Raw genomic sequence first — 23,918 nt, forward strand, 5'->3', positions numbered from 1 at the left:
TGCGGCACTGCCGCCCGTTTATCTGGGCTGAGCACTGTCGCTTGCGGCGCTCAGGCCGGTTTGGGTACCGGGGCAGGCGGTGCTGGTCTGCTTGCCGTGCTCTGCGGTCCTGCCGGCCTTTAACGGTTGGCATTGGTTGCTGGCGGTTGCCGGGGATAATTTCTTGCTTGTTCTGGGGGTTGGATGGAGATGATGGCTCAAGCGGCCCCGACCAGGGCGCGGCGGGCAGGGGGTTGGTTGCTGCTGCCGGTGCTGCTGCTTTTTTACCTGGCGGCTTTTGGCCTGCAGGAGCGGCATTATGCCGCCGGGGTGCCGGAGCCCACTCATCCGCCGCCGCCGGCCCTGCAGGAGATCGCCCTGGGTTATCTGCGCCAGTTAGGGGGCGAGATCCAGTTTATCAAGACCGCCGTCTATTACGGCCATGTCGATCCGCAGCGGGATGCCCGGGAATACGCGGCGCCCCTGGCCGCCCGGCTGGCCGCCGCCGCCCAGCTCCATCCCCATTTTCTCGATACCTACTATCTCGCCCAGGCCCTGCTGCCCCATATCGACGATGAATACACCGCCTACGCCAACCGGATTCACCGCCGGGGGATGGCGGCCCTGCCGGACCAGTTCGTGCTGCCTTTTTTTGTCGGCTTCAACCACTTTTATTATTTGAAGGATCCGGTCGGGGCGGCGGGCTATCTCCAGCAGGCGGTGGAACTGCCCGGCGCCCCTTCCTGGCTGGGCCATCTGGCCGGGACCCTGGCCGGCCAGGGCGGCGATATCTACGGCGGCCTTTTCTGGCTGCGGGCCATGCTGGCCGGGGAGGAGGACGAGGGGATGCGGGAGCGCTACCGCCACAGCATCGCCATGTTCGAGCGGGCGGTGGTGGTCCAGCAGGCCCTCGATCGTTATCAGGCCCGCTCCGGGGAGTATCCCGCTTCCCTGGCCGAACTGGTCCCGGCCGAGCTGGCCGAACTGCCCGAATTCGAGCCCCCCTTTGAGCTTTCCTGGGAGCCCCCGACCCTGCGGCTGCTGCGGGGGCCGGACTCCCGCCGACCCTGACGCGGCTGGTCATGGTCGCTTCGCTTTTTTTTGCCGGCAAAAAAATCTTGACCGGCTTACCTGACAAAGATTAGAGTCTGGCTGACTGTCCGAACCCGGTTCGTTGGTTAACCGGCCCGTTTGTTTTTTGCCGGAGGGCCGGTCCGGCGGGTTTTGCGCCCGCGATTACCTTGCTGGAGGTAGGCCATGCTGCTCAAAAAAATCGTTCTGATCCTGACCCTGTTGCTTTTTATGGTGGGGACCGCCCTGGCGGCGGCCCTCAACATCAACACCGCCAGCCGGGAGCAGTTGATGGGTCTGGATGGCGTCAACCACATCATGGCCTCGGCGATCGTCACCTACCGGGAAAGCACCGGTCCCTTCGCCAGCGTCGATGATCTGGCCAAGGTTCCGGGTATCGACGCCCGCACCGTGGAACGCCTGCGCGACCGGATCACCGTGGCCGACTGAAACTCCCGTCGCGGCAGCGGCCGCCGCCTTTTGCCGGCCGGACCTTGACCTGCCGCCCCTTTTTTGGGCCGGTCCGGCAAAATCCCCTGGTTCGGCCAAGGGCGGCGTTTGCCTGCTCCGCGCTATCCCCCGGACGCTGCTCCCCCGGCTATTCCTGCCGCTCTCTGCTTTTCCCGCCCTGCATTAATTTTCCGGCAAAAAAACTTGACTTGTGATGCATATAGAGGTTAGGATTTTTGCTGGTTGCAGCAGCTGCATGCCTGTGCCGACAACGTTCCGCGGTTTGGGCGGGGAGGGGGGATTAAGTGAGTTTATGCGAAATTAAATTGAAGGAGGTTAACTATGATCAAGAAAATTATGCTCGCTCTCTGCGTGCTGCTTTTTACCGCCGGGACCGCTTTGGCGGCCCTCAACATCAACACCGCCAGCCAGGAAGAATTGCAGGCCCTGACCGGCATCGGACCCAGCAAGGCCGCGGCGATCATCGAATCCCGGGAAAGCGCCGGCCCCTTTGCCAGCATTGAAGACCTGGCCCGGGTGCCGGGGATCGGGGCTCGCACGGTGGAAAATCTGAGCGATCGCATCACCGTGACAGACTGAAGTCCCCTCAACTGAATATGGTTGTCCCCCTCCCCGCCCCATTTCCCCGCTGCCATTGGCTGTCCCGGGCCGGCTTGATTCCGCCGGCCTTGTCTCCGCAAAAAAAATTCCCCGCCCCATAGCCCCCTTGCGGCCCGCCCGCCCGCTGCCGGCTGGTGGGGCACTATGACACGCCGAGGGGTTTCCGGCTGGCTGGCTGCCGTTTATTTATTGACCGCGCCGGGTTCCCGCGGTTAAGTTTGGGCGCCTGGCCAGAAAACAAAGAAGCCGGCACGCTTGGAGGATAGCGTCCGGCTTCTTTGTCAGGAGAAAAGGAGTTTTCTTGCGCTTATTTATAAATGCAAACCCCATGCCGCTTTGTCGAGGGGCGTTGCTTTTTGCTTTATCCTTTTAATATCGGCGGCTTGAGCCCATGGCGGTCGGTCGGGTTCCGCCGCTTCGGTGCAAAATTTTGTACCCGGTTGCTTGTTAGGTTGCCGTTTTGGGGCAGAGCAGAGGCGCCGGTCGGCTACGGACCCCGCCTGGCCGGCCGTTATGGCCGGGGCCGGGCCGGAGTATCAAAAACTTGTCAGGTATAAAAATTTTTACCTGCAGGGGAGGGGGGTAAAAATGGATTTGCCGCTGCCGTGCTCGTTGAAGATCGGCCGGGCGGTGGTCGGCCTGGTGGGGCTCGATGCCGCCCTGGCCCGGGCCTTGGCCGCCCGGGGCAAGCCCCGCTGGGAAGTACAGGCCCGGCTATTCGAAGAGGTCGCCGCCGCCAATTACATCCCGCCGGGCCGCGAGGATCTTTATCGCCAGGCCCTGATCCGGGAATACCAGCGCCTGCTGACCGGCGGCGGCCGGGGCGATGATACCCTGGAAATTCGCATCCTGGGGGCCGATTGCGTTTCCTGCAACCGCCTCCAGGAAGTGGTGATCGAGGTGATGGCGGAACTGGGGGTGGCTGCGGATATCGTCCAGATCCACGATCCCGATGAAATCGGGCGCTTCGGCCTGCAGCGGACCCCGGCCCTGGTCATCAACGGCCGGGTGGTCAGCGCCGGTCGCTTGCCCAGCCGGGCCCAGGTCGAGAAGTGGCTGCGCGCCGCCCAAGGGGGCGAGGATCAGGCACCCGACCCCGGCCCTAAGGCGCCGCTTAACCGTTAAACCTGTTGATCACTGGCCCTGCGGCCGCCAACCCAGCTCCTGGAAACCATGATGAACCCCTCCCGGGAAACCACTCCTCGCGCCGTGATCATCGGGGCCGGCCCCGCCGGGCTTACCGCAGCCCTGGAACTGCTGCGCCAAACCGAGGTGGTGCCCCTGGTCCTGGAAGCTTCGCCCCATCTCGGGGGAATTTCCCGCACCGAGGTATACCAGGGCAACCGCATCGATATCGGCGGCCACCGCTTTTTTTCCCGCTCGGAACGAGTCATGGCCTGGTGGCGGGAAATCATGCCCATCCAGGGGGCCCCGGCCCGGGACGACCTGGAACTGGGCCGCGATCTGAGCGACCTGCTGGTCCCCGGCGGGCCGGACCCCGAACGGGTAGACCGGGTGATGCTCTGGCGCTCCCGCCTCTCCCGCATCTTCCACCGCCGCCGCTTCCTCGACTATCCCCTGAGCGTGGGCCTGCCCCTGGTCCGGGCCCTGGGCTTCGGCCGCCTGCTGTTGATCCTGGCCAGCTATCTCCGGGCCCATCTCTTTCCCCTCCGGGAGGAAAAGAACCTGGAGGATTTTTTCATCAACCGGTTCGGCCGCCGCCTCTACGCCACCTTTTTCAAGGATTACACCGAAAAGGTCTGGGGGGTGCCCTGCGCCCAAATTCCCGCCGAGTGGGGCGCCCAACGGGTCAAGGGCCTCTCCATGGCCGGGGCGGTGCTCCACGCCCTGCGGGCCCTGGTGGCCGGGGAAAAGGCCCGGGACCGGGCCCGGGTCGAAACCAGCCTGATCCGCCGCTTTCTTTATCCCAAGCTGGGCCCCGGCCAGCTCTGGGAAGAGGTGGCCCGCCAGGTCACCGCCGCCGGCGGCACCATCCTGACCAACCACGAGGTAGTGGGAATCACCACCGCCGCCGAGCGGGTGACCGGGGTCCGGGTCCGCGAGCGGGCCGGCGAACGGGAATTTGAGCTGGCGGCGGATTTCTGCTTTTCCACCATGCCGGTCCGCGATTTGATCGGCGCCCTGGACCGGGTTCCGGCTCCGGTTAAGGAATTGGCCGGCGGCCTGGTTTACCGCGATTTTCTCACCATCGGCCTGCTGCTGAAAAAGATGAACGCCAGTCCGGCGACCCGGGCCGGCCGGCAAGGCCGCGGCCCGGAACTCCTGCCGGACAACTGGATCTATATCCAGGAAAACGACGTCCGCCTGGGCCGGTTGCAGATTTTCAACAACTGGAGCCCCTACCTGGTTCACGATCCGGCCACGGTCTGGGTCGGGCTCGAATATTTCTGCAACGAAGGCGATGACCTGTGGAGCATGGCCGACGCCGAGCTGCGCCGCCTGGGGGCCGCCGAACTGGCCACCCTGGGTTTCATCGATCCCGGCGATGTCCTCGACGGGGTGGTGATCCGCCAGCCCAAGGCCTACCCGGCCTACCTGGGCAGTTACGGCCGCTTCGCCGAAATCCGGGCCTTTACCGACAGCCTGGAAAATCTTTTTCTGATCGGCCGCAACGGCATGCACCGCTACAATAATATGGATCACTCGATGCTGGCCGCCATGGCCGCGGTGGCGGCGGTCAAAAGCGGCAGCGCCGACAAGGCCGCCATCTGGGCGGTCAACAGCGAAGCCGACTACCACGAGGGGTAAATCCCGGCCAGCGGCGCCGTTTGCCCCGGCTGGGCCGGGTGCGCCCCGGTGATGTCCGCCGGATCCGCTTGCGCCGGGCTACTCCAGCGGCCGGCGTTTGCCCGCCGGGCCAAGCCCTGTGCTAAGCTGTAGCCTGTTGCCTTGTTTTTTGCGTCTCAACGAGGCCACAGGTTTTGGGGAAGATGGCCGGCTGGCCGCCGCCGAAACCGCCTCTTCGCCGGGGCAGGCTCGGCAGCCTGTTCCGGTCCACAATGTTCTGGCTTGTGGCGAAGCCGCCAAGATTAATTCGGGGTGAGTCGGCCATTGCGAGCTTTGTCTAACCATATCGGGGGGCACCTGCTGATCGCCGGCCTCTCCCTGCTCCTGCCCCTGCTGCTCTACCGGGCCCGCCACCTGGACGACAACAGCCTGACCAGTTGGCAGTGGGTCTTTGAGGCCGCCGATCCCGGCCGCTTGCTCCTGCTCCTGGCCCTGCTGACCCCGCTGTTCTGGCTGCTGGCGGTGGCTCCGGATCTGGTCCGCCGGGGCGCCCCCGGCTCCGGGCAAAGCCCGCCGGGGGGGCAAGCTCCTCCCGGCCCGGGTGGCAACTCTCTTTGGTCCCGGGCCTGGCGCCGCTTCGGAATCCCGCTGCTGGCCTTTACCGCCTGCCTGCTCTTTCTCGACAGCCCGGAAACCATCGTCGATTCGGCCCGCTATTTCATCCAGGCCAAAAGCTTCAGCGAGTTCGGGCCGCTCTACTTTTTCCGCCAGTGGGGCGGCGAAATTTTCGCCTGGACCGACCTGCCCCTGCTGCCGGCCCTTTACGGCCTGCTCTTTACCCTCTGGGGCGAAAGCCGCCTGGCCGCCCAACTGCTCAACGCCCTCTTTTTCGCCCTCACCGCTCTGCTGATCGCCCAACTGGGCCGGGATCTCTGGGACGAGGAGACCGGCCGGACCGGGGCCCTGCTGTTTCTCGGTTTTCCTTACCTGTACAGCCAGACCCCGCTGCTGCTGGTGGATATCGGCGCCATGTTCCTGGTCCTGCTGGCCCTGGCCGGCTTCCACCGGGCCATGACCCGGGGCGGGCTCTATATTGTCGTCGCCGCCCTGGCGGTGATCGGGGTTTTCCTGGTCAAGTATTCGGCCTGGCTGCTGCTCAGCGGCCTGGTGCCGATCTTTTTCTGCTCCCTGGGGGCGGATCGGCGCCGGGCCCTGGTCCGGGCCGGACTGGCCCTGGCTCCGGCCCTGGTCTGCGTGGCCCTCCTGTTCTGGGGAATGCGGGAAGTGATGGCCGACCAGCTCGCCCTGCTGCTCGAATTCCAGCGCCCGGCCCTGCGCGACGGCTGGAGCGAGAGCCTGGTTTCGACCTTTTTCTTCCAGACCCATCCCCTGCTGACCGCCGCCCTGCTTTATTCCCTTTACCGGGCCGGCCGGGAGCGGGATCTGCGCTATCCGGCGGTGGCCTGGCTGATCGTGCTGCTGCTGGTGATCATGGAATTGCGGCGGATCCGCTATTCCATCCCGCTTTTCCCCCTCCTGGCCCTGCTGGCCGGCTACGGCCTGCGCGATCTGGCCGATCCGGGTTTGCGCCGCCACCTGCTGCTGGTGATCGTCGGCTCCTCTCTGCTCCTGGCCTGGGGTGCTTATCTCCCTTTTCTCAAGAGCATGGCCGAACGCAATCTCCAGCAAGCCGGGCGCTATCTCGACACCCTGGCCGCGGAGCGGATCGCGGTGGTGGTGCTGGCCGAGGACGAAGCGGCCATGGATCCCCGGGTGACGGTGCCGATTCTCGATCTTTTCACCCATAAAACACTGGCCTATCATCCTCCGGCCTTGGCGGCCGGTCCGCCGGCCCGGATCGCGACCTCGCCCCTGCGCTTTACCTGGGAAATGGCGCTGCCGGCCTTTTATTTCCCGGCCGCCGCCCCGGACCCCGAAATCCTGGTGATCATAACCGGCGGTCCGGCGGCCGAATTTACCCCGGAAATCATCGCGAAACTGGGGGATTATTCCTTGTTGCGGAGTTTTGTCGCCGACAGCGGAATTTTTCAGCACCGCCCCTATGTTCAGGTTTTCGGCCGGGGCTCCGGCGCCGGCGCCGGTTTAACTGACTTAAGGCCTGATTTTTCTCTTTACAACATGGCGGATTATCACATAAGATAACCCACACTTTATTTTGGATGGGTGCGGGCTGGCGACTCGAGAGCGCTGGGAAACCCGACCTCTGCTTGCCCGCGGTTTACCCGGCCTATGCCACTAAGTAGTGTTTTTTCCGGTTGTCGTCTCCCGGACGGACTGCTGTCTGCCCGTTCGATTCAGCGGCAGCGGGAACAAGTTGGAAGACCGCAAGGTCTTTTATAAAGAGCTCAATTTTCGAGAAGCCCTCAAATCATAACGCTAAGGAGGTTCAAAATGAAAACTTCACGAATGGTGGGAATGTTGATCCTGGCCGGCATGCTCGGCTTCGTGGCCTTCCAGGGCCAGATCGGCGGACCGGATGAAGCCCAGGCTCGGGCCGGCGGCTACGGTGCTCCCCCGGCGCCGGCCACCGGCGGTTATGGCGCGCCGCCGGCTGCGCCCAAAGAAGAAAAACCGGAAGTAAAGCGCGAAGATGAAGAGAAAAAGGCTCCGCCGGCCGGCGGTTACGGGGCTCCTCCGCCGCGGCCCGGTGGTGGTTACGGCGCTCCGCCGCCTCCGCCCCGGCCTGGTGGTGGATACGGCCGTTAAGGAGCGGGTCATGGCCGCTGGCGGCCAGAGCTTGACTTAAGATCGACGCGGGAGATGTGCCGCCTGAGAGGGAGGCAGGGCATCATCTCCCGCGTCATTTGCGATCTAACGCATAAAGGGAAACAGGAGAGGGTATGAGCGAAGGAAGCGTGCTTGGACAACAGGTAAGGGAGTTGTACAAAGTTCTTTGCAAGGATAAGTGGAATCCCTATATCACCGGAGCCATTATCGCCTTTCTGAGCGTGGTGATCGCGGCCTGGTATACTTCCTGGGGAGCCACCGGCGCGGTGCAGAACTGGGGAGACTGGTTTTTCTACGGGATCGGGGTCGGTGAGCGCGCTCCCGGCAATATTCTCCTCCACAGCGGCTCGGTGATCGGGATCGGCTTTATCGCCGGCGCCTTTGTTTCCGCGTGCCTGGGCGGCAACTTCGCCTTCCGCATTCCCCCCAAGCTGGAAATGGTCAAGGGGGTTTTTGCCGGCAGCCTGATGGGGGTCGGGGCCATTCTCGGCGGCGGCTGCAATGTCGGCGGCTTCTACAATGCCCTGGGCAACCTTTCCGCCCATGGTTTCGCCATGTGGGCCGGGCTGGTGGTCGGCGCCATGCTGGCCCTCAAATATACCTACTGGGAAATGGAAAATATCTCCTGGGGCCAGGGTGGCGGCAAAACCTTCGACGTGCCGTCCGGCGTGCAGTTGGTGCTGGGCATCCTGGCCCTGGTCGGCCTGATCTATGGGGCCTATGCCTATGCCAACAGCCAGGAGTATTTCTGGGGCCATACCGGCTGGGCACCCCTGCAGACTCTGGGTGGGGTGCTGCTGCTCGCCGCCGCCTTGGGCTACACCTTCCAGCGCGGCCGCTGGTGCATGATCCAGGCCTTCCGTGAGCCCCACATGACCGGCGACTGCAAGATGGCCAAGTCGGTGGCCCTCTCCCTGGTCCTGCTGGTGATCGGCATCACCGTCCTCAAGGCCAACGGCATTGTCGCCCCCGATCATTACCTCCGCGGCGTCTTCGGCTGGGGCGGGGTGCTCGGCGGGGTGATCTTCGGCTTCGGCGCGGTGCTGGCCGGCGGCTGCGGCACCGGCACCCTCTGGCGGGTCGGCGAAGGCCAGATCAAGCTCTGGATCGCCGTGATCTTCTTCGGCCTCGGGGCTTCGCTGACCAGCAAGTTCATCCACGGTCCCCGCGATATCGAAGGGATCATCGCCTGGTACCAGGCCGGCACCCCGCTGCCCTTCAGCGAAGGCATGCTGGGCAGCTTCGTGTACCTGCCCTTCACCTTCCTGGGCTACGGCGGCACCCTGGCCCTGATCCTGGCGGCCATGGGCGGCTGGTGGGTGGCGGTAACCTGGAACGAAAAGACCCAGAAGGGCGTGCTCGATATGTAAATCCGCGCCTTGCCTGAACCACAGCGGGGGCGGCGCAGTTGGCCGTTAGCCCGTCTTACCGGGAGGATCATCGCCATTGTTGCCGCGATGATCCTCCTGTTTTTTGTCAACCGGCGCCCGGCGGCTCCGACCCTACCAGGGTGAACCGGCCCGGGCCTGGGGATCGCGATCGCGGAGCCGGCAAGGTGAGCCGGCCCTGGTTAAGTTTTGGCCTCGGCGCCGGCCCGGTTGATGGTTGTTCTTGCTGGCAATGCCGGCCGCCATGGCGCCCGGTTAAGATGTCACCTGCATTGGGATTCGTTTATGAAATGCGCCCTGATCGTCCCGCCCTGGCTGCCCGAGGAGATTTTTTCCAGCAAAACCGCGGGCAGCCAGATCAACTACTGGCAGCCCCTGGGCACCCTCTACGTGGCGGCGGCCCTGCGCCAGGCCGGCCACGAGGTCCGCTTCTACAACGGGGCGTTCCTCAGGCACCGGGAGATCATGGCGGGAACCGCCGAGTTCGCCCCGGATTTCATCGGCCTTTATTCCACGGCCTTCGGCTGGCCCAAGGCCCGGGAGATGGCGGCGGCCCTGCGCCGGGCCGGGGGTGATTTTTTTCTGGTGGTGGGCGGCCCTTTCCCCATCGCCATGCCGGAGCAGTGCCTGGAGGAGTGCCCCGAACTCGATGCGGCGGTCACCGGTGAAGGGGAGTTCACGGTGGTGGAACTGCTGGAACGCCTGGCCGCGGCTTTCCCCCCGCCGGCCCCGCTGGGCCGCGCCGGGGCGGATCTCGCCGGGGTGTCGGGTTTGGTCTACCGGGCCGGGGAGCAAATCGTCAAAAATCCTCCCCGCCCCCTGATCACCGATCTCGATTCATTGCCCTTTCCCGCCCGGGACCTGCTCGGCGAGATCGACGACTACGTGCCCCCGCCGGCCACCTACAAGCGCCGCCCGGTGGCGGTGATTATTACCTCCCGGGGCTGCAACCGCCGCTGCCTCTACTGCTTCCAGATCGACAAGACCCGCAAGAGCGGCATCCGCTACCGCTCGGTGGACAACGTGATGGCCGAAATCCGCCACTGCCTGGCCCAGGGCTACCGGGAGATCAAGTTCATCGACGACACCCTGGCGGCCGATTACGACCGGGCCATGGAACTGGCCCGCCGGATCAAGGAGGAGAAGCTCGATTTTACCTGGTTTGCCTCGGCCTGCGTCAACCAGGTGGACCAGCCCCTCCTGCAGGCCTTCAAGGAGGCGGGCTGCTGGGCCATTCTCTTCGGGGCCGAAAGCGGGGTGCAGAAGGATCTCAACACCATCCGCAAGGGGATCACCGTGGCCCAGATCCGCAAGGCGGTGGCCGCCGCCAAGGAGGTGGGGATCACCGTTTACACCCCGTTCCTCTTCGGCATTCCCGGCCAGACCTTCGCCGATGGCCTGAAAAGCATCGATTTCGCCCTGGAGCTGGACCCGGATATCGCCAACTTCCACGCCCTGACCCCATTCCCCGGCACCGAGCTCTGGGACAACCTGGAGCAATACGGCACCGTGTCCCACGACCTTTCCGACTATACCTACCAGGGGGCGGCCTTCACCCCCTACACCATGACCCGCGAAGAGATCAACGAGCTCCGCCGGATCGCCTTCAAGCGCTTCTATTCGCGGCCCAAGTTCCTCTGGCGGCGGCTGCTGGCCCTGCGAACCCTCAACGACCTGCGGGCCGCCGGCAGCGGTCTTAAAAGCCTTTTCTGGCTACTGGTTGGGAGCAAAATCTTTACCAAACGGTAAACGGGCAGCAGCACCGCAGGTTGCGGCGATCAGGCCGGCTTGCGTACCGGAGTACGCGGCGCCGGCCTGCTTGCCGCAACCTGCGGCACTGCTGCCCGTTTACCTGCGGGGCGTTCCTTGTGGGAACTGCCGAATGAAGTGCATTTGGTGGCAGGGAACAGGTAGGAGCACCGCATCTTGCGGCGATCAGGCATACCAGAGGACAGAGGACAGAGAAAAACCGAGAAGACTTTCAATTTCCAACTCTTCTGTCTTCTGCTTTCTGTTCTCTGTTCTCTGTCCTCTGACACCGCGGCGCCGGCCTGCTTGCTGCAAGATGCGGCACTGCTGCCCGCTTACCCGTGGGGAGGATTGTTAGAGGATAGGGAATTGCTTTCTAGGCTGAGGCTGAGGTTTCAGCGCAGTTGGCGGTATTCTTTCAGCAGGGCGGGGTAGGTGGTGGGGTTGAAGAGGATGTTGGTCATCATGTAGCACTCGTGGGTGCAGTGGCAGCCGTCGCGCTTGATGGCGCTTACCACGGCCCGGGCCTGGTCGCTTTGAAGCAGGCGGTCCAGATCACCCTGATAGTCGCGAATGTTCCCCATCCGCATATGGGCCCGAAAATCCTCGCAGGGATAGACCGCGCCGTCGTCGGCGATCACCAGGTTGAGGCGGCCGGCGTAGCAGGGCAGCAGGGCCCGGTCCTGGCGGGCGGTTGCCAGGATGTAGCGGCGCTGGAGGATATCCTGGGCCGCCTTGAGCCGGGCCCCGCCGAAACGATAGGTCTTGGCCTGGCGGCTTTTGAGCTTGCCTTCCAGGTAGCGGCAGGCGGCCTGGTACTTGTCCAGGTCGGCGGTCAGCTGGCTTTTGTCGGCCAGGTCGCCGCGGGCCAGGGAAATGGTATGGGTGTGGATGTACGGCAGCCCGGCGACGAAATCGATGGTTTCCGCCATGGTGTCCTGGGTGGCCGGGCAGAAAACCGAGTTGATTCCCAGCTCGAAGTTGGGATAATCATCCAGCAGGCGGCCGAGGGCGGCGGCGGTGCGCAGGCAGGCGGCGTGGCTGCCCTTGACCCCCCGCAGGGCGTCATGGACCGTTGGCGGCCCGTCCAGGGAAAGCTTGACCACCACGGTGCTGCGGGGACAGCGGGGCAGAACCTCGGCCATGGTGGCGGTGATCCGCTCGGTATCGAGGCCGTTGCTGGGAAAAAGCATGATCGCCGGCTTGGTCCGGCGGTAAAAAATTTCGGCGACGGCGGCCAGGTCCGAGCGCAGAAAAATCTCACCGCCGGAAAAGGCCAGCCAGAGCAGGGGCGGGCAGGAGGCGGCGATTTTTTCCAGCTCCGCCAGGGACAGTTCATCCCCGGGATCGCCGGCCGCCGGGGATGAATCGGCGGCGAGATAGAAACAGAAGGAGCAGCGCTGGTTGCAGCGCCGGGTCAGAAAAATCGTCAGGTGGAGGGGCTTCCGCTTGCGCAGGATGCTCCCCAGGTGGCGAAAAGGGGAGTAGGGCCGGGGATTCCGGCCGGCGGGGCGATCGGCTTTGTCAGCGGCCATGGCGGCCTCGCAGATGGTGGAGCAGCCCGCTGAGGGCTCCCAGGCCCACCGGCAGCGGGTAGAGCAGGGCGTAATAAGCCCCGGCCGCCAGGGCGAACCCCGGACCGCCGGCCCGCCCGAAAGCGGCCAGCAACTTGCGCTGCACCAGGAGATTGGCCCCCTGGACGGCCAGGACCGGCAGGAGCAGGGCCGGGAGCAGGGCCCCGGCGGCGGCCGGGAAGAGCGCCGCCAGCAGGGCCGGGGCGGCCAGGAGGCCGACGGTCAGGGCAAAGGCCACGATGTTGATCTTCAATTCGTGGGAGGCGGTGCCGGAATCGCTGAGCAGATCGCGGTTGAGCAGGGAATAGATGGTCCAGTAGCGGGACTTGCGCCAGCCGTTGAGCAGGGAGCGGCGCAGGTCGTAGTTGAAGATATGGCGGACCAGGATGGCCGGATCCATCCGCATTTTATAGCCCAGCCGGCGCAGGCGGTGGCTGAACTCCACGTCCTCGATGATGGGCAGAAACTCGGCGGGAAAGCCGCCGCTTCGCCGGAAGACGGCGGCGGCGATCACCATGGCGTGACTGGCGACGTAATCGGGTTCGGCCAGGCGCTTGGTCTCGAAGTGGTGAATGAAGACCGACTGGAAGAGGCTGAAAAAGCCGGGATCGTAGGGCCGGGGGGTATAGGTGCCGCCGACGATCCACTCCGGCCCGGACTCGCGGGCGGCCCGGGCGGCCGCCGCCAGGGTCTCCGGCTCGACGATGCAGTCGGCATCGATAAAAAAGATATATTCCCCCCGGGCCGCCGCCGCCCCGGCGTTGCGGGCCGCCGAGGCCCCGGCCTGCCGGGCCAGAAAAATCTTGCGGCAGGGATAGCGGCGGATTATCGCCGCCGAATCGTCCCGGGAACCGTCGTCCACCACCACCACTTCAAAGTCGGCATACTCCGAGGCCAGCACCGCTTCCAGGCAGGCGCCAATGGTGGCGGCCCCATCATGATTGGGAATAACCACGGAGAGAAAGGGAGTGGCAGAAGGGTTCAAGCAAACAACCGCGAGAGAAGGATGGGCCGGAGGCTCGCAATCAGCAGAACCCGGACCCGAGATTGAATGACGATGAAAAATTAATGAATCAACGGCAAATCAGCCAAGAAAAAAGCGCGTCAGTGCTACAGATTGGCGCAAGCAGGCCCGGCGGCCATACTCCAGTATGCCGCCGGGCCTGATCGCGTCAAGATGTGGTGCTGACGCGCTTTTTTCTACCACCAGCAGACGGTTTTGTCGGCCTCGAAGACCATGTCCACCAGTTTGTCGTAATCCACATTACCTTCATAGAGCTTGAATTCGCTGGCCTCCCGGCCCTCGGAAACAATCTCCACCAGTTTGTTGGTATCGGCCTCGGGTTCAGAGCGATATACATGCAGGATTTTCATGGTTTAAACTCCTGTGCTGTTGGAGGGAAAATCGGCCATCATGCAAAAACCTTCTAAAAACATCGATATAAGGGCAAAACCAATAATTCGTCGAGTGCGCCCCCCTCGTCGTAAAGGGATTTTGCAAGGTCGACGGAATTTACTTGGTGCCGTAAGGAACGATGAGATCCATTTCCCGCAGTTTCTGGCCCAGTTCCTCGAGGGTAATGGGGGCGAGATCGTTCTTCTCGCAGTTGGCCGGGATGGTGGAATAAACCTCACCCTCCATATCCCGAATCCAATCCAGATTTTCCTTGTTGTGCTCGTCGAGCTCCGGCATCTCGGTCAGCACCGCACCGTAGGCATAGTTGTTTTCAACCGCCAGGCCGAGGGCGGAACGCATCCCATCCACGACATAGTCTCCGTTGGCGTACAAGAAGCAAACTTTTTTCGACATGATTTCCCCCCCTCTTATAAAGTCATGTAACAGTCGTAGTCTTCAATAATGGCGCCGTGCTGGGCCTGGGTGGCCATTTTTTCCGGAGTCAGTCCGGGAGGTACGTCTTTCACATCGTATCCCATTTTTACGTAGCTGTCGGCGCAGATGGAGACATCGTCGGCCAAGCTGACCAATTCGGGAAAGGAGGGATCCTTGGCCAGCAGAGTGCCCTTCCAGGAGAAGAAGATCTTTACCTTGGACCCTTTGGCCTTGGCGGCTCTGGTTATCCCAAACACATGCTTCAGGTTGTCGGGGTTGGTTACGAAAATTCCTAGACTTTTTGCCATGCTGTCCTCCGTCGCAAGTTATTTCTCAGGCGCCGGCTTCGAAGAAGGCCGGGGCGTACGACCGCCTCCCGGCTCCGAGGAGCCGGAAGCCAGGCCGGTAAACGCGCAAAAAAACTTTTCCTCGATCGGCTCCGCTCAGGCGATCAGGCCTTTCTCAGGTAGACCCGGAAAAAGCCGTCGTCATCCTTGATGCCCAGGAACTCATGGCCTTCGCGCTCGCACCAGCCGGGCATGTCGTTCTTGGAGCCGGGGTCGGTGCCCAGGATCTCGAGAATCTGGCCGGAGCTGATCTGGTTGACGGCCTTTTTGGTCTTCAGCAGAGGCATGGGGCAGCTCAGTCCTTTGGCGTCCAGGGTCAGGTCGGGAGTAATGCTGTTCAGATCCATGATTGTTCTCCTTTTGCGTGGATGTGGATGAAGAAATCTTTACCGGCGGTTACGGTAGGGCAAAAAAACAGGGGCCGCGTAGAGGCTCCCCCCTGATTTTAGTGAGTTTGTAACCTATAACGGACGGGTAAAGAATATGTCAACAAAAAAAGGCGGCAGGTCTGCTTCATCGGCCGGCGAGGTTCCGCTCCGGCCTTGCCTGGGCGAGCCATCCTGTTGTTGTTCCTCCGGTTTTTTCAAGAGCGGCCGAGCTCAGGCCCCAGCCAAAGCACTGCCGGTACCTCTACAATGTAGTAGTCTGTCCAATGGCGCCAGGGTGCTGAAAACGGAAGCATGATTTTTTAAAATCTATTATTATAAAAGGTTGTGGGCAATTCCCAAACCGGCCTGGAACAGGGCGGAGCTGGGGGGAGGGGCTTTCCGGCAGTGAAGCCCGGTTTTCGCGATTCAACAAGTGTGTGTGAGGGGAATATGCAAAGTTTGGGTATTTGCCTGGGGGCATCCACGATTTCGCTGGTGGGGATGGAGCGGGACGTCGCCGGGGCAAAAAGGGTTGTGCTGCGGCGCAAGCGGGCTCATGAAGGCAATCCCCGGCGGGTGCTGCAGGAGATGCTGGCCGAGATCGAAGCTCCGGCCGGGCTCAAGGTCGCGGCCACCGGCCGCAAATTCCGGCAAAACCTGGCCCTGGCCAACATTCCCGAGCCGGAGGCGGTGGAACTGGCCTGCAGTTTTCTGCTGCCGGCCGGTCATCCTTATCGGACCGTGGTTTCAGCCGGGGGCGAGTCCTTCATGGTCTACCAGATCGACGAGGACAACCGCATCCAGCACATCCAGAGCGGCAACAAGTGCGCCTCGGGGACCGGCGAGTTTCTCCTCCAGCAGTTGGGGCGGATGTCGCTCAGCCTGGCGGAGGTCGGGGCCATGGAGCTGCCGGAAAAGCGTTACCAGGTCTCAGGCCGCTGTTCGGTTTTCTGCAAGAGCGACTGCACGCATGCCCTGAACAAGGGAATTCCCATAAACCAGGTGGTGGCGGGGCTTTCCCGGATGATGGCCGGTAAAATCCTCGAGTTGCTGAAAAAAATGCCCAGCGAGTCGGTGCTGCTGGTCGGCGGCTGTGCCGCCAACCAGGCCATGGTCCACTACCTGCGCGAAGAGATTCCCGATCTGGCCATTCCCCCCGAGGCCGACATGGTGGAGGCCCTGGGCGCGGCCCTGTGGGCCTTCGATCATGAAACCCCGCCCCTGCCCTCCGCGGATCAGGTTTTCACCAACAAGCGCTTCAATTTTTCCTACCATAAGCCGCTGGCCGATTTTCGCGGCCAGGTGGACTTCAAGCCTTCCGCCCGGGGCCAGGCGGAGGCCGGGGATCGCTGCATCCTGGGCCTGGACGTGGGCTCCACCACCACCAAGGGCGTGATCATGCGCCGCCGCGACAAGGCGATTCTGGCCTCCGATTACCTGCGGACCAACGGCGATCCGGTGGGGGCCTCCCGCCGGGTTTACGCCTCCCTGGCCGAACAGCTCGGCCCCGAACTCAGCCAATCGGTGATTATCGAGGGCCTGGGGGTTACCGGCTCCGGCCGCCAGATCGCCGGGCTGCATGCCCTCAGCGACGGGGTGATCAACGAGATCATCGCCCACGCCACCGCCGCGGTGCACTTCGATCCCGAGGTGGACACCATTTTTGAAATCGGCGGCCAGGATGCCAAGTACACCTACATCACCAACGGAGTCCCCTCGGACTACGCCATGAACGAGGCCTGCAGCGCCGGTACCGGCTCCTTCCTCGAGGAGGCGGCCAAGGAGAGCCTGGGGATCACCGTTACCGAGATCGGCCAGACCGCTTACCGGGCCACCGCGCCGCCCAACTTCAATGACCAGTGCGCCGCCTTCATCGGTTCCGACATCAAGAGCGCCGCCCAGGAAGGGGTGCCCCTGGAGGACATCGTGGCCGGCCTGGTCTATTCGATCTGCCTCAACTACACCAACCGGGTCAAGGGCAACCGGCCGGTGGGCCGCAAGGTCTTCATCCAGGGCGGGGTCTGCTACAACGAAGCGGTGCCGGCGGCCATGGCCGCCCTGACCGGCAAGCATATGGTGGTGCCGCCGGACCCCGGCCTGATGGGGGCCTTCGGCGTGGCCCTGGAAGTGGAGCGCCGCCAGGAGCAGGGCATGCTGGAGCTGGGCCGTTTCGATCTCGGAGAGCTGGCGGCCCGGGAAGTGGAATACGGTCAGCCCTTCAGATGCGGCGGCGGCAAGGATTGCGACCGCAACTGCGAGATTTCCCGGATCGTGATCAGCGGCAAGAGTTATCCCTTCGGCGGCATCTGCAATCGCTACGACAACATCCTCCACCGCCGCAAGCTGAACACCGACGGGATGGACCTGGTGGTCCAGCGCGAGCGCCGGGTTTTTCGGGATCTGACCCCGGAGGATGCCGCCGATCCCCGGCCCACCGTGGGAATCACCCGCTCCTTTCTGGTCAACACCTTTTTCCCCCTGTTCAACCGTTTTTTCCAGGAGCTGGGCTACCGGGTGGTGGTGCCGACCGGGGTTGACCCCGCCGGGATCGACCGCCGCAACGCCCCTTTCTGCTTTCCGGTGGAACTGTCCCACGGCTTCATGGCCGATTTGATGGCCAAGGAGCCGGACGTCTTATTTCTCCCCCACATCCGCAACATCCGGGTGGCCGATGACGCCACCGTTTCCTGCGTCTGTCCCTTTGTCCAGGGCGAACCCTACTACCTGCGCAGCACTTTCCCCGAGGCCCAGAAGCGCCAGGTACTGAGCCCGATTTTCGATTTCAGCCAAGGCTTTGAGGCCAACCAGGGGGTTTTCACCGAATTGGCCCGGCAACTGGGGGTCGATTCCCGCCGGGCCGAAGCGGCCCTGCGGGCGGCCATCGCCGACCAGGAGGCCTGTCGGGCCGATCTCAAGGAACTGGGCCGCCAGGCCCTGGCCGAGTTGGAAAGCGATCCGACCCTGACCGGGGTGGTGCTTTTTGGCCGGCCCTACAACAGCTTCGTGCGGGAGGCCAACAAGGGGATCCCGGCCAAGTTCGCCTCCCGCGGCATCCGGATCATTCCCCTGGATATGCTGCCCTACGAGGATGAACCCCTGGCCGGCGACATGAACATGTATTGGGCCATGGGCCGGATGATCATGAAGGCGTCCCGTTACGTCAAAAATCATCCCCAGCTCTTCGGGACCTATGTCACTAATTTTTCGTGCGGTCCCGATTCCTTCCTGATCACCTATTTCCGCGACATGATGGAAAGCAAGCCTTCGCTGACCCTGGAGCTGGACAGCCATACCGCCGATGCCGGCCTGGAAACGCGGATCGAGGCCTTTTTGGATATCGTCCGCTATTACCGCCAGATTCATGATGCGGTTGATCCAGTTCCGGCGGTGGTCGCCGGTCCGCCGGACCCGGCCTGGGTGGCGGTTTCGGCCGCGGAGTATGCTGCTCCCGGGGCCGATGAGGCCGGGGCCGCTTTCCGGCCGGCGGTTACCGAAATGCGGGGCGGCATGCTGGGCGTCCGGCTGGCTGATGGCTCCTGGGTGCCGATGACCGATCCCCGGGTGAAGGTGGTGGTTCCCGCCATGGGCCGCTTCGGCACCGAACTGGTGGCCGCGGCCGCCGCTTGCCGGGGAATTCGGGCCGAGGCCCTGCCGCCGGCCGACGAAGAGGCCCTCAAGCTGGGCCGGGGCAACTCCTCCTGCAAGGAATGCCTGCCGCTCCAGACCACCATCGGCACCATGCTTCAGTATTTCCAGCAGCGGCCGGCCGACGAGATCACCGCCTTCTTCATGGCCAGCGCCGACGGGCCCTGCCGCTTCGGCCAGTACCATGTCTTCGCGGGCCGGACCATCGCCCGCCAGCGCATCCCCAACGCGGCGGTGATGTCGCTGACCTCCACCAACAGCTACGGCGGCTTGGGCCATCGCTTTACCCTGGCGATCTGGCGGGCCATCGTGATCGGGGATCTCTTCAACGAAATCTGGTCCACCATTCTGGCCGGAGCGGTGGACCAGGAAGAAGGAGAGGCGATTCTCTGGCGGGAACAGCAGGCGATCTGCCGGGTCATGGACCAGAAATGGTCGACCATCGCCCGGCAGCTGAAGGCCTCGGCCCGGGAACTGGCCAAGATCCGGCTCCACACCCCCTATGACCGGATCCCCAAGCTGTCCCTGGTGGGAGAAATTTACGTCCGCCACGATCCCATTTCCCTGCAGCGCCTGATTGAACGGATGGCCGAACAGGGCTTCATCGTCCGCACCTCCCAGGTTTCGGAGTGGATCAAGTACTGCGACTGGCTGGTCCGCAATCGTATTGAAGGGTCTCCCGATCTGCCCTGGTGGGCCCGCTTCTGGGTCAAGCGTTACTTCGACGGCAAGATCCGCAAGATTATGGCGCCCTGCGGTCTTTTTCATTACGAGGAAAAGGTGGGGGTGGAGCCCCTGATCGCCGCCGGCCGTCGCCACATTGCGCCCCAGTTGGCCGGGGAGGCCATCCTGACCGTGGGAGCGGCCCTGCATGAGATTCTCCACCCCTCCTGCGGGGTTATTTCCATCGGTCCCTTCGGCTGCATGCCCACCCGGCTGGCCGAATCGATCCTCAACGAAAAATTCACCACCGGCGAAAAGCGGGCCCTGATGGTTGCCGAGGGCAAGAACAATTTCCACCACCTGCTCGATCGAGACCGCAAGCTGCCCTTTCTGGCCCTGGAAACCGACGGCAACCTCTTTCCCCAGATCATCGAGGCCCGCTTGGAGGCGTTCGCCCTCCAGGCCCGGCGGATCCACGAGGAGATGCTTTCTTAGGCATGGAATTAACCGCCCGGGGGACGGGATCGGCAAGAGTCTGACCATTTACGGCTGAGGTTGGAGTGGAGAGCCGGGTTGCGGAACGGCAAAAGGGGCTGGAGCGTAAATACGCTCCAGCCCCTTTTGCTTTTGTTTACCCTTGCTTCCGTCCCGATCCGGGTCTTCCGTTATTCCGGCACCGGGGTGGGATGGTTTACCGGCCGGCCGCTTAACGGTCCAGCGTTACCCGCCGGGTAAGTTTGTGAATGTCGTAGCGCATGTCGGGAGTAACCACCTCGTAGGTCAGGAGGATGTCGAGATCGACGGTTCTTACCCCTGCCGGCAGGATGAATTTGAAGTCTTCTTCCTTGGTGCGATAAGGCTGAATGCTGGTGTCGCGGATATTGGCGGTCTTGACATAGGCGCCGTAAAGCATCTTGGGCTCCATCTCGTTGGTCGCCTGGGGGTGAAAGTGGCGGGATTGCATTTCGATCACTTCGCCGTCAACGGTTTTTATGGTCGCTTCCAGGACCATTCGATTGTGTGACGGTCAGCCATCGGGAAGGCGGTGGCCGGCGTTGGAATTGATCTTGGTGTAGACCACCAGCTTGGGAACAAGGTCGCCTGCCCCCCGCAGCCATTCATAGCCCACGGTCTGGACATCCAGGGCCAGCGCTTTCTGCAGCCGGGCGATGGTGTCCTCCTTGTCATCGAAGTTGGGTGGAATCAGGTGATCCTTGACTCCGTCCACCGTCTTCATATGGCACTCCTGGCAGGTCATGCTGCCGCCGGCCGGCCTGTAGGCATGGAGATAGCTGCCGTAGAGGTTGGCGCACTGGACCGGATTCTCGAACTCCAGGTTGGGTCCGAGGCCGTGGCACTGGCCGCAGAATAGCGATTGCTTGATGATGGGGCTCTTCTTGACCGAGGTGAAAACCGGGTCCGGATGATTGGGGACGTCCTTGGTGCCGTAAAGCACGTTGGGCTCGGGGTTGCCCAGGGAGAGGCGATGGATGATGGCCTTGTGATTGTGGCAGATGATGCAGGTGATCTGCATCTTGGCGATGGTCTCCCTATCCTGGGCCAGCAGGGCCTCGGTATATTCTACCGCCACCGAATCCTCGGCGTGGGTCATGGCCTGGGGCAGATGGCATTTGAAGCAGGGGTAGGTTGCGATGGTGGCTTCGCTCGGGTGATTGGGCGAAAAGGGGGTGAGGCCGGGAATGGCGATCGGGGTGTCCTTGAGACCCCCGTCTACGCCCATCATCGGGCGGGCGTGATGGGATGCCGCCCATTGTTTATAAACCGTGCTGTGACAGCCCTGACAGCGCGACGAGTCGAACATCTGGGCCAACTCGTCGATGGTTTTGGCTTTAGGGCCGCCGGCCAGCGCCAGCCCGGGCAGGGCGACGAGGGCAACGGCAATGCCTAGTATCCAGTGTTTCATGAACTTCCTCCTCTCTTCAGGTCCTCTGGGTTGATTGAAGTATGGATTGAAATGGTTCTTGCCTTGCCGTCACCTCCTTTTCCGTTTTAATTAGCGCTGGTCTTGTTAATTTGTCGGGCACAGTAAAGTGTTACAGAGTGGTGATAAGTCAAAGAGCGGACAACAGCGGTAAGTGATAAATTGCCGTAAGGGATCATTTCGGCCGATGACCAAATGAAGTATTAATCAAATAAGTAAACCCGACGAACGCTGTCAAGCGAATACTTTGCATTAAATTTACCGGCATTCGGCTCGGAAATTCGCGAAATAATACATTGTGTCAGCTTTTCGCCCCTGGTCCCCCAGCCGGTGGGGGTAATCCCCGGTGGGTGGATGCCGGCGTCCATGGCCGCGCCGCCGGCGGCAAAGCCTGAAAACCAGCCGGAGCTGAAAACAGGGCTTGTACTTTTTGGTTTATGCAATATTTTAAAGGTTGAACAAAAATTAGGCCGGGTCGATTTTTCCCGGTCGGTTCAGCCCAACCGCCATCCCTGGGAGGTGGAGTAAATCTTGTCGCAGCGGCCCGCTTCGCTTTCGGCTTCGTCAAAGCCGGTGCTTACCGACAATCTCGGTCGGGTGATCAACTATGTCCGCCTGGCGGTGACCGATCGCTGCAATCTCAACTGCCGCTACTGCCGGCCCAAGGGACCCTGCAACGAGGCCCGCAGCGAACTCCTGAGCTATGAGGAGCTGGAACGGCTTACCCGCCTGCTGGTCGGCATGGGCATCAACAAGGTCCGGATCACCGGCGGCGAGCCCCTGGTCCGCCACGGGATGATCTCTTTTCTCCGCCGCTTGCGGGCCATTGCCGGGCTGGAGCAACTGGCCCTGACCACCAACGCCACCCTGCTGCAACCCCACCTGGAAGCCCTGCGCGAATTGCGGCTCTCCGGCCTCAATATCAGCCTGGATACCCTTTCCCGCGAGCGTTTTGCCGCCATCACCGGCCAGGATCTTTTGGCCGAGGTTCTCGCGGTGATCGAGGCCGCCCTCCAGGTCCAAATCCCCCTTAAACTGAACGCCGTGGTCCAGGAGGGCATCAATACCGATGAATTGCTCGACCTGGCCCGGCTGGCGGCGGCCCGGCCGATCCAGGTCCGCTTCATCGAGCCCATGCCCTTTGACGGCGGCAACGGCTTCGTTGCCGGCAACTGGAACCTGGCCCGCCTGCGCGAGCATTTCCAGGCCAACCTGCCGCCATTGACCGAAACTCCCCTGGCCGGTTCCACCGCCCAGGTTTTCCGGGTGGCGGGCTTCCGCGGCACCATCGGCCTGATCGGCGGGTTCTCCCGCTGCTTCTGCGCCACCTGCAACAAGATCAGAATCACCCCCCAGGGGATGATGAAGACCTGCCTCTATGATGAAGGGGTGCTGGATTTGAAGGCCATCCTGCGGGGCGGAGCCGGTGATGAAGAAATCGCCGGCCTGATCCGGGAATGCCTGGGCCGCCGCCAGGTCGATGGCTTTGCCGCCGCCTCCCGGCGCAAGGATGGCGGCCTGGCCGGGAGTTGTGCCTCGATGGCCACCATCGGCGGCTGAGGTAAACGGGCCGCAGCACCGCATCTTGCGGCGATCAGGCCGACTTGCGTACTGAGGTACGCGGCGCCGGACTGCTTGCCGCAACCTGCGGCACTGCGGCCCGTTTACCGCTGGTGCCTGGTGGGTTTGTTGCCGGGTCTGTGTATGGTGATTATATTAATAATTTGAGTATGTTGCGATTGGGCTCAACGGTCATTATGGGTCCGGCCTTTCTCTTAAGGCATCTTGGATTCAACAGCAGCGAGGAAGATGAGATGGGACAGGTGGAAGCGGTTTGTATCAGCGCCAAGAAAGGGATTATCAAGAAGGCGGTGGATGAAGTCGAGCTCAAGGAGAACTGGGGGATCAGTGATGACGCCCACGCCGGCGACTGGCATCGCCAGGTTTCCCTGCTGGCCGGCGAGAGCATCGATAATGTCCGGGAGAAACTGCCCCAGCTCGCCCACGGGGTTTTCGCCGAGAATATCGTTACCAGGGGGGTGGACCTGCTGGGGCTGCGGATCGGGGATAGATTGCTGATCGACGGCCGAGTGCTGCTGGAAGTCACCCAGATCGGCAAAGAGTGCCACAACAGCGGCTGCGCCATCAAGAAGGCCACCGGCGACTGCATCATGCCCCGGGAAGGGATTTTCAGCCGGGTACTCAAGGGCGGTACGGTGCGGGCCGGCCAGAGCATCGAGATTCAACCGGGCAGCGGCGTCCCCCAGGGAGCCCCGGCGCCGGCGGCTCCGTGACCCTGGCGGAACGGCTGCTGGCCCGGCTGACCCGGCCGGGCCCGGCCCTTGAATATATCGGGGCCCGCTGCCAGCGGCGCCGTTTTATCCGCAGCGGCTGCGATCTCTGTGCCCGTGAATGCCCGGTCCAGGCCCTCTATCCCGGCGAGGGCGAGGTGCGGATCGATGAAGAGCGCTGTACCGGCTGCCTGGCCTGTACCGCCGCCTGCCCCACCGAAGCCCTGGTCGGCCGGGATGCCCGCCTGGCCAAGCTGCCGGCCCGGATCCTGGCCGGCACCGGGGAAGTCACCCTCTGCTGCGAAAAAGCGATCCGCAGCGGCCGCGAGCTGATCCTGCCCTGCCTGGGGGGGCTTTCCCGCGAGCACTTGGCGGTGCTGGCCCTGACCGCCGGCGGGGTTACTTTGTTGCTCAATCCCTGCCGGGACTGCCATTCGGCCTGGGTGCCGGAGCTGCTCCAGCGCCGCCTTGATGAGCTGCGGGAAAGCTGGGCCGACCGGGAG

General features: G+C 63.0%; 21 protein-coding genes. 14 read left to right on the plus strand and 7 right to left on the minus strand.

The annotated features are described in order from the left end of the window. Positions 1-189 precede the first annotated feature (189 nt). The 9 genes from ACHHTY_RS06905 to ACHHTY_RS06945 all read left to right on the plus strand — a co-directional run bounded on the left by ACHHTY_RS06905 (position 190) and on the right by ACHHTY_RS06945 (position 10,754). Positions 190-1,050 carry a hypothetical protein gene (locus ACHHTY_RS06905; RefSeq protein ID WP_395493367.1) on the plus strand — a complete coding sequence of 287 codons (861 nt, stop codon included), beginning with the start codon at positions 190-192 and terminating at the stop codon, positions 1,048-1,050. A gap of 186 nt (positions 1,051-1,236) precedes the next feature. Continuing rightward, the gene (locus ACHHTY_RS06910; RefSeq protein ID WP_395493368.1) at positions 1,237-1,500 is read left to right on the plus strand and encodes a ComEA family DNA-binding protein; all 264 of its coding nucleotides are present in this window, start codon (positions 1,237-1,239) and stop codon (positions 1,498-1,500) included. A gap of 342 nt (positions 1,501-1,842) precedes the next feature. Continuing rightward, positions 1,843-2,100, plus strand: coding sequence for a ComEA family DNA-binding protein (locus ACHHTY_RS06915; RefSeq protein ID WP_395493369.1), 258 nt, complete (start codon positions 1,843-1,845; stop codon positions 2,098-2,100). 609 nt (positions 2,101-2,709) lie between these two features. Then, positions 2,710-3,246: a thioredoxin family protein gene (locus tag ACHHTY_RS06920; protein ID WP_395493370.1), complete on the plus strand. Its 537-nt coding sequence runs from the start codon at positions 2,710-2,712 to the stop codon at positions 3,244-3,246. A 48-nt stretch (positions 3,247-3,294) separates the two neighbouring features. After that, positions 3,295-4,890, plus strand: a complete 1,596-nt coding sequence (locus ACHHTY_RS06925; RefSeq protein ID WP_395493371.1) for an NAD(P)/FAD-dependent oxidoreductase — start codon at positions 3,295-3,297, stop codon at positions 4,888-4,890. 303 nt (positions 4,891-5,193) lie between these two features. Next, the gene (locus ACHHTY_RS06930; protein WP_395493372.1) at positions 5,194-7,032 is read left to right on the plus strand and encodes an ArnT family glycosyltransferase; all 1,839 of its coding nucleotides are present in this window, start codon (positions 5,194-5,196) and stop codon (positions 7,030-7,032) included. A gap of 249 nt (positions 7,033-7,281) precedes the next feature. Next, positions 7,282-7,596, plus strand: a complete 315-nt coding sequence (locus tag ACHHTY_RS06935) for a hypothetical protein (RefSeq protein ID WP_395493373.1) — start codon at positions 7,282-7,284, stop codon at positions 7,594-7,596. A gap of 134 nt (positions 7,597-7,730) precedes the next feature. Then, entirely contained in the window at positions 7,731-8,987 is a 1,257-nt protein-coding gene (locus ACHHTY_RS06940; RefSeq protein ID WP_395493374.1) for a YeeE/YedE thiosulfate transporter family protein, read from the plus strand. Positions 8,988-9,290: 303 nt separating this feature from the next. Further along, positions 9,291-10,754 (plus strand): B12-binding domain-containing radical SAM protein, encoded by a 1,464-nt coding sequence (locus tag ACHHTY_RS06945; protein WP_395493375.1) that lies wholly within the window; start codon positions 9,291-9,293, stop codon positions 10,752-10,754. A 395-nt stretch (positions 10,755-11,149) separates the two neighbouring features. Here the strand turns inward: ACHHTY_RS06945 and ACHHTY_RS06950 are convergent, their stop codons facing one another. The 6 genes from ACHHTY_RS06950 to ACHHTY_RS06975 all read right to left on the minus strand — a co-directional run bounded on the left by ACHHTY_RS06950 (position 11,150) and on the right by ACHHTY_RS06975 (position 14,853). Further along, on the minus strand, positions 11,150-12,289 hold the full coding sequence (locus tag ACHHTY_RS06950; RefSeq protein ID WP_395493376.1) for a radical SAM protein: 1,140 nt from the start codon (positions 12,287-12,289) through the stop codon (positions 11,150-11,152). After that, positions 12,279-13,313 carry a glycosyltransferase gene (locus tag ACHHTY_RS06955; protein WP_395493377.1) on the minus strand — a complete coding sequence of 345 codons (1,035 nt, stop codon included), beginning with the start codon at positions 13,311-13,313 and terminating at the stop codon, positions 12,279-12,281. Before ACHHTY_RS06955 ends, ACHHTY_RS06950 begins: the two co-directional genes overlap by 11 nt. A 215-nt stretch (positions 13,314-13,528) precedes the next feature. Next, positions 13,529-13,702 (minus strand): hypothetical protein, encoded by a 174-nt coding sequence (locus ACHHTY_RS06960; protein WP_395493378.1) that lies wholly within the window; start codon positions 13,700-13,702, stop codon positions 13,529-13,531. 139 nt (positions 13,703-13,841) lie between these two features. Continuing rightward, complete coding sequence (locus ACHHTY_RS06965) at positions 13,842-14,138, minus strand: hypothetical protein (protein ID WP_395493379.1); 297 nt, start codon at positions 14,136-14,138, stop codon at positions 13,842-13,844. A gap of 14 nt (positions 14,139-14,152) precedes the next feature. After that, positions 14,153-14,467 (minus strand): peroxiredoxin, encoded by a 315-nt coding sequence (locus ACHHTY_RS06970; protein ID WP_395493380.1) that lies wholly within the window; start codon positions 14,465-14,467, stop codon positions 14,153-14,155. A 143-nt stretch (positions 14,468-14,610) separates the two neighbouring features. Next, positions 14,611-14,853, minus strand: a complete 243-nt coding sequence (locus ACHHTY_RS06975) for a sulfurtransferase TusA family protein (protein WP_395493381.1) — start codon at positions 14,851-14,853, stop codon at positions 14,611-14,613. Between the two features lie 471 nt (positions 14,854-15,324). Here ACHHTY_RS06975 and ACHHTY_RS06980 point away from each other — a divergent pair, with 471 nt between their 5' ends. Next, the gene (locus ACHHTY_RS06980) at positions 15,325-19,677 is read left to right on the plus strand and encodes an acyl-CoA dehydratase activase (protein WP_395493382.1); all 4,353 of its coding nucleotides are present in this window, start codon (positions 15,325-15,327) and stop codon (positions 19,675-19,677) included. 211 nt (positions 19,678-19,888) lie between these two features. Here the strand turns inward: ACHHTY_RS06980 and extKL are convergent, their stop codons facing one another. Then, the gene (gene extKL, locus ACHHTY_RS06985; RefSeq protein WP_395493383.1) at positions 19,889-21,106 is read right to left on the minus strand and encodes a multiheme c-type cytochrome (seleno)protein ExtKL; all 1,218 of its coding nucleotides are present in this window, start codon (positions 21,104-21,106) and stop codon (positions 19,889-19,891) included. 384 nt (positions 21,107-21,490) lie between these two features. Here extKL and ACHHTY_RS06990 point away from each other — a divergent pair, with 384 nt between their 5' ends. The 4 genes from ACHHTY_RS06990 to ACHHTY_RS07005 form a co-directional block, all read left to right on the plus strand. Then, a complete protein-coding gene (locus tag ACHHTY_RS06990; protein WP_395493384.1) occupies positions 21,491-21,652 on the plus strand; it encodes a hypothetical protein in 162 nt (53 codons plus the stop codon). Between the two features lie 3 nt (positions 21,653-21,655). Further along, entirely contained in the window at positions 21,656-22,684 is a 1,029-nt protein-coding gene (gene moaA, locus ACHHTY_RS06995) for a GTP 3',8-cyclase MoaA (protein WP_395493385.1), read from the plus strand. A gap of 254 nt (positions 22,685-22,938) precedes the next feature. Next, positions 22,939-23,418 (plus strand): MOSC domain-containing protein, encoded by a 480-nt coding sequence (locus tag ACHHTY_RS07000; RefSeq protein ID WP_395493386.1) that lies wholly within the window; start codon positions 22,939-22,941, stop codon positions 23,416-23,418. Then, positions 23,415-23,918 (plus strand): DUF362 domain-containing protein (locus ACHHTY_RS07005; RefSeq protein ID WP_395493387.1); only part of this gene is annotated, 504 nt, incomplete at its 3' end. The genes ACHHTY_RS07000 and ACHHTY_RS07005, both read left to right, overlap by 4 nt.

Origin of the sequence: Desulfurivibrio nitratireducens (assembly GCF_044068515.1) — a bacterium.
Lineage (GTDB): Bacteria > Desulfobacterota > Desulfobulbia > Desulfobulbales > Desulfurivibrionaceae > Desulfurivibrio.